Below are 9,307 nucleotides of genomic sequence, written 5' to 3'. Positions count from 1 at the left end.
AGTTTGGTTCTCTTTTCAACCATATGAGAACTGTTTACACAAAATATTTTATACTATCGTATGAAATAATTAAGGTATAAATATATTAGATTAAACCACACTAGTATTACACTACTCTCAAACAGTATGAGTCAGTGTCTTACCCCTACACGAGTTTTAGACCACACTAGTCTTACACTACTCTCAAACCGTGCATTAGCCCTATCAGCGCAGGTACAAGTTTTAGACCACACTAGTATTACACTACTCTCAAACTGTTGAGGTGTTAATAAAACCTGGTGATAAGTTTTAGACCACACTAGTATTACACTACTCTCAAACTAGCGACAATGAGTTGCAAAAGATACAGTGGTTTTAGACCACACTAGTATTACACTACTCTCAAACGAGGTAAAGGCGTAGGTGGTAATTGTGGATGTTTTAGACCACACTAGTATTACACTACTCTCAAACAGAGTAATAAGTGTACCCCTCTAATTCATCGTTTTAGACCACACTAGTATTACACTACTCTCAAACTTGTACCTGCGGACTAGTAAAACGAGGTGCAGTTTTAGACCACACTAGTATTACACTACTCTCAAACTAAATCATAATGAGCGAAAATTTACGAGAGGTTTTAGACCACACTAGTATTACACTACTCTCAAACCGCTAGGCGGTATACAGCCATGTCCGTATAGTTTTAGACCACACTAGTATTACACTACTCTCAAACTTTGCTAAAAACGGTAACACGTACGAGCGTGTTTTAGACCACACTAGTATTACACTACTCTCAAACTTTGCTAAAAACGGTAACACGTACGAGCGTGTTTTAGACCACACTAGTATTACACTACTCTCAAACTAGGTTACAAAACTGCTAAAAAATAGCGTTGTTTTAGACCACACTAGTATTACACTACTCTCAAACTGCGAGGTGCTTTTTTTATACCAAAAAACAGTTTTAGACCACACTAGTATTACACTACTCTCAAACTACGTTCCGCTTCTGACTTTTCATCATGGAGTTTTAGACCACACTAGTATTACACTACTCTCAAACGGTAGAAGCACCTTTAGTTAAAGCACCTACGTTTTAGACCACACTAGTATTACACTACTCTCAAACTTGATTGCGTAGAAATTTTAAAAGATGGAAGTTTTAGACCACACTAGTATTACACTACTCTCAAACTACAAATACAATACCCTCTAAATGCGAGCGGTTTTAGACCACACTAGTATTACACTACTCTCAAACACTAGCGGATGCATCTACTAAAAGTAATTTGTTTTAGACCACACTAGTATTACACTACTCTCAAACTTCATTGACATCGACTACGGGTTCACGTTCGTTTTAGACCACACTAGTATTACACTACTCTCAAACTCTCCATTTTTATGTCCGAGGATTGCTCTGGTTTTAGACCACACTAGTATTACACTACTCTCAAACGCCACATAACACGCATTGAGGGTAACCATTAGTTTTAGACCACACTAGTATTACACTACTCTCAAACAACAGCAGTATAACAATTGTAAAAGGTGTTGTTTTAGACCACACTAGTATTACACTACTCTCAAACAGATGAGCGATGCTATTAAAACGATGTCTAGTTTTAGACCACACTAGTATTACACTACTCTCAAACAGGCACTGTCCACGCTTTGTTTTCTTCCGCGTTTTAGACCACACTAGTATTACACTACTCTCAAACTGACCGCACAGCTTTAGCATCAATCTCTACGTTTTAGACCACACTAGTATTACACTACTCTCAAACTAACCAGTGATGCATTGAAAATATCCAGTTGTTTTAGACCACACTAGTATTACACTACTCTCAAACACCCAAATTGCATATTTACAAAATTTTATGAATTTAAAGTTCAAGAGAATTTTCCGGTGACGAGCCAAGTGCAATACTAGTATTTTAATCTAAAATACACATAAATCTTTATCTAAAGTATAAATTATCTCCTTATTTTTTACAACTGATATATCATCTTTACATACTCGTTCTATACATAGTACTGGAATCTTTTTACAAAGCATTGTTTCAAAAAACAGAGTTATTTCTTCATGCTCCATATAGGCACGAGGATTTAATAAAATCACCAATTTGGGATTTAGTAACTCTATAACTACATCAATAAAATTAGCAACTTTACCAATATCATCAAACTCATCATCTCTAATTAGAAAATTGCCTAGCTTGACAATATCTTGTACTGCAATTAATTCATTGTGAAAAACATCAATAGAAAGACTGCTTTCTAACGATAATAAAAGCTGTTGTATTTTTTGATTAATCTCATACAATAGCTCAACCTCTTCTGTAGCAATTCCAGACAATCTTTGATGTAATTTAGATAGTAAAGTCTTATTATTAATATCTAATTTAAAGAAATCACTAATAAAATACACATCCTTTTTTATATCCAATATTTTATTAGCTAATGATAGTACCCACTCACTGTCTTCTCCACTGCCAGCTTGAAAAAAGTCCTTTACTAGCTTTCTAAAGACACGCCTTTCTTCAACTATTAAAGTCGTAATCATTTCATCAGATAAATCAAGTTCTAAATCCAATGTTAAATAAGTTAGTTTCATAATACTAATAGCCGATCTGTAGACGTTACAACTTCAGTTGCTACTTCACCAACCAGCGTCTCCATTTTTGCAAATTGTTTTTCTGTAATCACAAGCATTTGTACTAACCCTTCAGGTGGCTTCTGACATCTAACATACGCCATAACCTTATTAGCTTCTGTTTGATTCAGCACCAACTTAGCATATATTGATTCTTGCATCATATAAAATCCCGTGGATAGTAAAAATTTTCTAAAAACTCTATAAGCTTTACGATTGGCCGAAGATTCCACAGGTAGATCAAACATAACCATTACTCTCATAAATCTATAACTCATACTCCACAAACCTTATTAAGCTAATATCATTTTCTTTAAGTGCATCAAATATACTTTTACAATATACCTTAATAGCCGCGCTTAAATACTGATTAGTCCCCTCAATTTTCACTTCTGAATTTAATAAATCAATTAACTCTAATCGTTCCTTTCTTGTAAAATTAGTATGATTTATTCCCACTACATATCTATCAACAATGCCTCGTAATGGTTCAATAATATCACAACTTAAATTAAAAGGATTAAATTGATTACAATGATTTAGACCTAATTGAGTTAAGTATCCCATAGCTACAATTTCCCGATTAATGGCAGATAATAAAATAGAGTATCCATAATCAAGAGCAGCATTTATGTTATTATCATCATCACGAGTAAAAAGTTTACCAAATAAAGAATTAAAATAAACTTTTGCTGCATGCCCTTCACGTTGCGATTCATCATTAAATTGTAGTTCATCTACATAAGAATCTAACAAACTATATTCAGGCTTGTTCATTGATTTAAGTAACCTTGCTTGATTCCTAATTTTTTGCTTAACTAATGTAGTCCAAACAGACTGCTTAATATCCTCCGCCCATTCAATTTGTTCTCTACATCGCTTACTTGTATTGTGACTGCCATATAAAGAAACTAATTCACTAGTAGGGTTAAATTTTTCATCACAAAAAATAATCTTTACTTTTGCTTTTATTAATTGATTAAGCAAAGCGGCGGTTAAACTAACCGCCGTTGATGCTATTACTAAAACCTGAATCTCATTAATATATACTCTATTACAACCACATTCCTTACGAACAACCATATAATTCATTTTAAAATCTAATTTTGCCCGATTATCTACTACAACTACACGCCAGCCCATAGAATATTTCCTCGCTACGATTTACATAAATCTTATATAATTTTTACCTCTTTTCTATATATTCCTGTAATAGAATTAGTAATAATAACAAATTCATCTAAATTGGTTATATTCATACTTATGATACAACGCGAAGCCGATAGACCAATAGATTTTATATCAAATGTTGTTTTTTGATGTGTTAATAAATTTAACATCTCCAAAATTAAAGTACATTGTTTTTCTAGTTCTAGCGCGTTAAATTTCTGTAAAATCGATTCTTTTTCAAGAGATTCTGCTTTATTCATTTTCATTAATTGAAATAGAGGTTTTTTCATCTTACTTACCAATGTTTTATATATATCGATATTAATTTGCTTATTTATATATTCATCATTAGGTAAATATCTATTATTATCTTTTAAACGTACAAGATATTTTTCTATTTCCTTAATTCTTTTCACCATATTATTATCCAATAAAACTGATTCTGCAGAGTCAATACAAATTCGATTATTTGTTTTCCCCCCTATATAATATAAAAAGCCATTGATTCTAACTAATGCATTTATACATAATTTTTTATATACTAACTGCACCTCATCATATTTCATATTATCAATTACCATCATAGCATAATCAATGTAATCACTTTCCTCCTTCATTTTATTGGCTACTAATATTGGAATAGCAATAATATGGACTTCATAAGTGTTGCTTCTCTTATTACGCATCTTGAATATACTATAATATGCATTTTTAATTTTAGTAAAACCACCATACTTCGTTACATCTGCTAAAATAGAATTACTCGTCTTGAGTGGTTCATAACCTTCACGTTTAGCAACACTAGCTTTATATATGGTAGCATCATACAAAGCCCCTTTTTGCTCAATTAATTTTTTTGTCACTTGCACATCATTATTGGCCATCATTTTCTTTACTACTAGATAGCTATCATTGGGATTCCAAATTACACGTTGCCCTACTTTCAGAGGAAAATCAAACATTTTACTCAAACTATATGGACGTTTTTTCTCTGCTCTAGCTTTTTTTATAAAGTTACGAGGGTTATTAGTAAATTTCTCATGATAAACATTACCTACTACAATGTTTAAATAAGCATCTTTCGCATGATGGTGCGCATTCAAACTACGCAATTTAACAAATTCATTTTTTTGCCGGAAATCTGAAACATTTTCAGCTTTTACATAACAAATTGTCGTATCCGGATACAGCCGCTTCAATAAATTAGTTACCGCCTTAACTGCTTGATTTGTTTCTACTAATTGTCTATTTACAAAATCAGCCAACTCATCAGCAGTCAATGGAGTCGTACGGATTAACCGTTCATATTTTTTCTCACTAATTAAGTTGTATTTTAATAAACGTTTCCACAATCCCTCACACTTTTTCTGCGTTTCCATTTCAATAGGATAATTATCTGTTTTCTCACGATTTAGTATAGATTTAACTAGTACTAAATTATCCCAACTATTATCCTTTGTAACACTTTGAGGATAAATATGATCTATATCATATTTAGATGTAAATAAGTCACCTAAATCAATAGGCTCTCCCGAATACATACAACGTCCCTGTTGCGTATAATATAAATATAATTTTTTAGATTGAAATTTTCCGGCTTCAGTTTCTTTGATTTCCTTAGACCAATTACGAGCTTCATCTTTAATATTTTTATAAAGATATAATAGTTTAGCCTGTCTAGAGTTTGTTCGTTTCTTCTCCGCACGATTTGTTCGAGCTACTTCAACAAAAATTTTCTTTGGTATCCCTCTGCGCAGTTGTGTAATTTCCTCTAAAATCCGTAAAGTTTGCCAAACGGAACGTTTTACAGCTGGGGATATATATAATTCATCAACTAAATCATAACTCCCCCGTTCAACCACTTCCGTGCGCTTAGCATTAAATTCCTCAATAGCTGCAAAATACGAATTATGAGAACTCAATACTTCCATTAAAGTCAGTGACTGTGTTTCCATACAAGTCAAAATATTGCATTCTGGGCCATCTCCAGCTACACCGACAATTTTCTTCAAAAATGCTTCTGACAACCGTCCCCATTCTTTATACTTTAATTTTTGTATTTGTTTTACTTGCACTTCACTGATTGTATCCTTAAACTCTTTTTTCAACACATCAGCCAATATTTTTTTTGCATCACCAAATAATGTAACATAGCGAATAATTCGTTCAGCTAATTGCTCATCAAAGCCTTCACCTAAAATTCTCACCATGTCTCGATATGACTTCAAATCACTCTTTATGTCAATATCCAAACCTGTTAATTCCCCTGTCCCATCAGTGAAGCCTTTCAACTTCAAAAAGCTCTTAATTGCTTTTTCCGTCATTTTTTTATGCTCTGCTTGAAAACATTCTGTAATAAGCGCCATTTTAACTTCATAGGATAAAGGTTGCCCATTGTATTTTAAATTATTAAGTTCATTGAGTAACATAAATTTAGAATATGCCAATGAATATTTAGGTAATACATCTTCACCAATCAAATAAGTACACTTATTCGTCAAGTTTTCTATAAATGCTTGTGCAGACGCATTTATATCTACCTTCTTCTCAGAATCCCAAGGATATACTTTGCCGGCTTCTTTACGTACTACCCACGCAAATCCACTACTGTCTTTATGTGCCGGATTTAATGGTCCTACAAAATAAGGAATTCTAAATGTTAGCAATTTTAAAATTTTCTTAGCTACAGTAAATCCAGATTCATCACAACTATTTAGAAATTCATACTTTTTACTAGCAACTGCTAATATTTGTTCCAATTCTTCTTCATGGATTTGATAATGTATTACTCCATTTTCACGGACACGTAGCAGTGGTAAAAATACATCTAAATCAATTAATTGCAATATTTCACTTTTTAAAATACTCTCCGGCAGAACTTCAAGTACTTTTTTCAAAAATTTATAAAAATCCTCTCTCGAACAATTTTTACCACTTTGGCTCTTACCTATATAAGCTATATAATTAGCGCTATCTTTTGTATCATCACGAAAAACACTATTATAAAGGGCTTTTTCATCTTTTAACAACTTTTTCAGCTTTACTAAGTGTTCCTGATGCTCATTAAATACTTCAACCTTAGCTTCTGATAAATACTTCCCATCAGGCTTGATTGTGGATAACAAACGACTATCATACAACGCTTTACAACCATCTAACGCTAAAATACTTTCCCCTAAGACGCTTTCATATTTTTCTCGCTCTTCCCAATAATCTTTGCCAGAAAACTCTACGCTTCTTACATCTGCATCTAAATTTTTATATTCGGGTTCAATAAATAATTCATCTAAATTCCCCTTTAAACCTAAAACTATTGATGCAAATGCCTTAGCCTGTTTTTTAAGCTCTTTATCGACCACACTATCACTCACAGCTTTTGCAATATCACTGCGAGTACGCCCTGTACTAGTCAATAAGTCAACAAATACTTGTTCATCAATTTGATCATGTAAGCGAGAAAACTCCATACAGCTTAATACTTGATGTAAAATATCCATTACACCACCTGAGGTTTTTATCGTTTCACCTTCAAGTAAAAAATTCCCACGATATTTTATAATATGATGAACTGCTAAAAAAAGTAATCGAATATCTTTTGCAGGCTCTTTCATTAATGAACTGCGCAAATGATATATAGTTGGATACTCCTTATGATAAGTTTTATCCGTATACTCTGCATCATTAAATAAAAAATACTGTCCAACAGTACTTTTATCTTCTTGATGATATTGACTTTCATGTAATCGTTGATAAAATGCTGGATCCACTTTAGATATTTCCGAAGCAAATAATTCCTCTAAAATTGCAAGTCTATCATTTCGTCTATCCAATCGACGTCGTCCAGCTCTATAATTTCTCCTCTCAGCTGCGGTTTGCCCTTCTTCAAATAGTCGGCTCCCCCACATTCTGTAGCCTTTTGCCCGCAACACCTCATATACTTCATTAGTAACAGCCCATCCTACAGAATTCGTCCCTATATCAAGGCCTACAAAATAATCCTTTACTTGCTTAAACTCCTCTTTACCACGTGTCTTCATTGTTTACCTCCTCAATACATTTACCATATTTCACAATATTGAACTTCTCTTTTCTATTTTCAAAGTCTATTTCCATAGGAATTTTATAATTTGACAATTGACAAAATTTTTAATTACGATTACTATATACATGTAACTAGTGGATTAGACCACACTAGTATTACACTACGAGTTCAAATAAAGATTTATCTACAATGCCTTCGGGCGGCTCGGTGTGAGCCTTTTATCTGAACTTTACTCGACTCTTAGGAGTCGAGTTTTTTTTTAGCCAAATACTAACTTGTATACTTCACAAAAATTTAATCATACTTCGATTATACGCTTGTTCACTATTAAAGTACAAATTGATTTTCTAAATCTACATTCATTTTTTCTAGTAAGCATGTAAATCAAGTATTGGTCTTAATTTTGCACTATAAAATATATCAGTTATAGCTTAATATATTAATCACTTTTCAAAATTATTTATACATTTTAATTATCCAATATATCTAAAAGGAGTCTTAACTATGCAATACAAACGTCTTGGTAATACTCATATCGCCTTCCGCCTTAATCCAGGCGAAGAACTAGTCGAATCGATTGAAAAAATTGCCCGTCAAGAAAACGTGACCACTGCCATGATTCAAGGTCTAGGCGCTACCAATGATATTGTGCTTGAAACCTATCACGCCTATGAAAAGAAATATTATCACCATCGTTTAACGGGCGACTTTGAAATTACATCCATCACCGGTACTATTGATGTACTAAATGACGATTACTATTCCCATCTTCATATCACCATTGCAGATCAAGAAGGTCATTCTCATGGTGGTCATTTAACAAGTGCAATTATTAGCGTTACAGCTGAAATGATACTAACCTTATTGCCTAAAGATATTCATCGTGGCTATGATAAAGAGGCTGACTTAAATTTGTGGCAGTTGGATAAGTAAATTTAAATAAATCCAGCTACACTATGATAGTAAAAATTTATTCTATTACACTAATTGGTGAATTATGAAAATAGACTACTTATATTACTTTAAAGAGCTTGTAAAAGATATGAATATGACCCAGACAGCTAATCGTCTATTCATTTCACAACAAACTCTAAGTAATTATATACAACGCGTTGAAAAATATTATAGTATAAAACTCTTTAACCGTACGCCTAAATTAGAATTAACAGAAGCGGGCAGAGAATTTCTTAACTTTGCTGACTCAATTCTGAAGCAAAATACTGCTATCAAAAATATATTTACCGATTATAATGAAGATATCCGTGGCACTTTAAGATTTGGCGCCAGCCATGTTAGAGCTCTACGTCTCTTACCCTCTATTTTGCCAGAATTCGGGTTATAGGACAAAACGTGTTGGTAAAAACAGCTATAGTATCAGTAATTATCTGGTGTTATAGCTGTTTTAAATTTATACATAATATTTAAAGGTTAGACAAAATGTGTTGGTAAAA

At 32.7% G+C, this 9,307-nt stretch carries 6 protein-coding genes and 1 CRISPR repeat array; of the genes, 2 read left to right on the top strand and 4 right to left on the bottom strand.

What is annotated here, in order from left to right:
* Nucleotides 1-87 precede the first annotated feature (87 nt).
* A CRISPR array of direct repeats spans nt 88-1,841; the repeat unit is 36 nt; unit sequence GTTTTAGACCACACTAGTATTACACTACTCTCAAAC.
* Between the two features lie 89 nt (nt 1,842-1,930).
* The 4 genes from csn2 to cas9 are packed head-to-tail and all read right to left on the bottom strand — an operon-like array spanning nt 1,931 to nt 7,851.
* A complete protein-coding gene (csn2, locus tag VER_RS00730; protein ID WP_162098985.1) occupies nt 1,931-2,605 on the bottom strand; it encodes a type II-A CRISPR-associated protein Csn2 in 675 nt (224 codons plus the stop codon).
* On the bottom strand, nt 2,602-2,898 hold the full coding sequence (cas2, locus tag VER_RS00725) for a CRISPR-associated endonuclease Cas2 (protein WP_255493963.1): 297 nt from the start codon (nt 2,896-2,898) through the stop codon (nt 2,602-2,604). Before cas2 ends, csn2 begins: the two co-directional genes overlap by 4 nt.
* Nucleotides 2,899-2,911: 13 nt before the next feature.
* Complete coding sequence (gene cas1, locus VER_RS00720) at nt 2,912-3,787, bottom strand: type II CRISPR-associated endonuclease Cas1 (protein ID WP_162098983.1); 876 nt, start codon at nt 3,785-3,787, stop codon at nt 2,912-2,914.
* Nucleotides 3,788-3,819: 32 nt separating this feature from the next.
* Nucleotides 3,820-7,851, bottom strand: coding sequence for a type II CRISPR RNA-guided endonuclease Cas9 (cas9, locus tag VER_RS00715; RefSeq protein ID WP_162098982.1), 4,032 nt, complete (start codon nt 7,849-7,851; stop codon nt 3,820-3,822).
* A 509-nt stretch (nt 7,852-8,360) separates the two neighbouring features.
* On the opposite strand from cas9, the gene VER_RS00710 reads away from it, so the two are divergent.
* On the top strand, nt 8,361-8,789 hold the full coding sequence (locus VER_RS00710; protein WP_162098981.1) for a PPC domain-containing DNA-binding protein: 429 nt from the start codon (nt 8,361-8,363) through the stop codon (nt 8,787-8,789).
* 64 nt (nt 8,790-8,853) lie between these two features.
* Complete coding sequence (locus VER_RS00705) at nt 8,854-9,198, top strand: LysR family transcriptional regulator (RefSeq protein WP_255493961.1); 345 nt, start codon at nt 8,854-8,856, stop codon at nt 9,196-9,198.
* Nucleotides 9,199-9,307 lie beyond the last annotated feature (109 nt).

Origin of the sequence: Veillonella sp. R32 (genome assembly GCF_010093125.1) — a bacterium.
GTDB lineage: Bacteria > Bacillota > Negativicutes > Veillonellales > Veillonellaceae > Veillonella_A.
This window is presented reverse-complemented; position numbering and strand designations above follow the sequence as displayed.

Excerpts from the sequence above, each read along its gene's own strand:
- csn2 (WP_162098985.1), bottom strand. The coding sequence starts at position 2,605 with ATGAAACTAACTTATTTAACATTGGATTTAGAACTTGATTTATCTGAT.
- cas2 (WP_255493963.1), bottom strand. The coding sequence starts at position 2,898 with ATGGTTATGTTTGATCTACCTGTGGAATCTTCGGCCAATCGTAAAGCT.
- cas1 (WP_162098983.1), bottom strand. The coding sequence starts at position 3,787 with ATGGGCTGGCGTGTAGTTGTAGTAGATAATCGGGCAAAATTAGATTTT.
- cas9 (WP_162098982.1), bottom strand. The coding sequence starts at position 7,851 with ATGAAGACACGTGGTAAAGAGGAGTTTAAGCAAGTAAAGGATTATTTT.
- VER_RS00710 (WP_162098981.1), top strand. The coding sequence starts at position 8,361 with ATGCAATACAAACGTCTTGGTAATACTCATATCGCCTTCCGCCTTAAT.
- VER_RS00705 (WP_255493961.1), top strand. The coding sequence starts at position 8,854 with ATGAAAATAGACTACTTATATTACTTTAAAGAGCTTGTAAAAGATATG.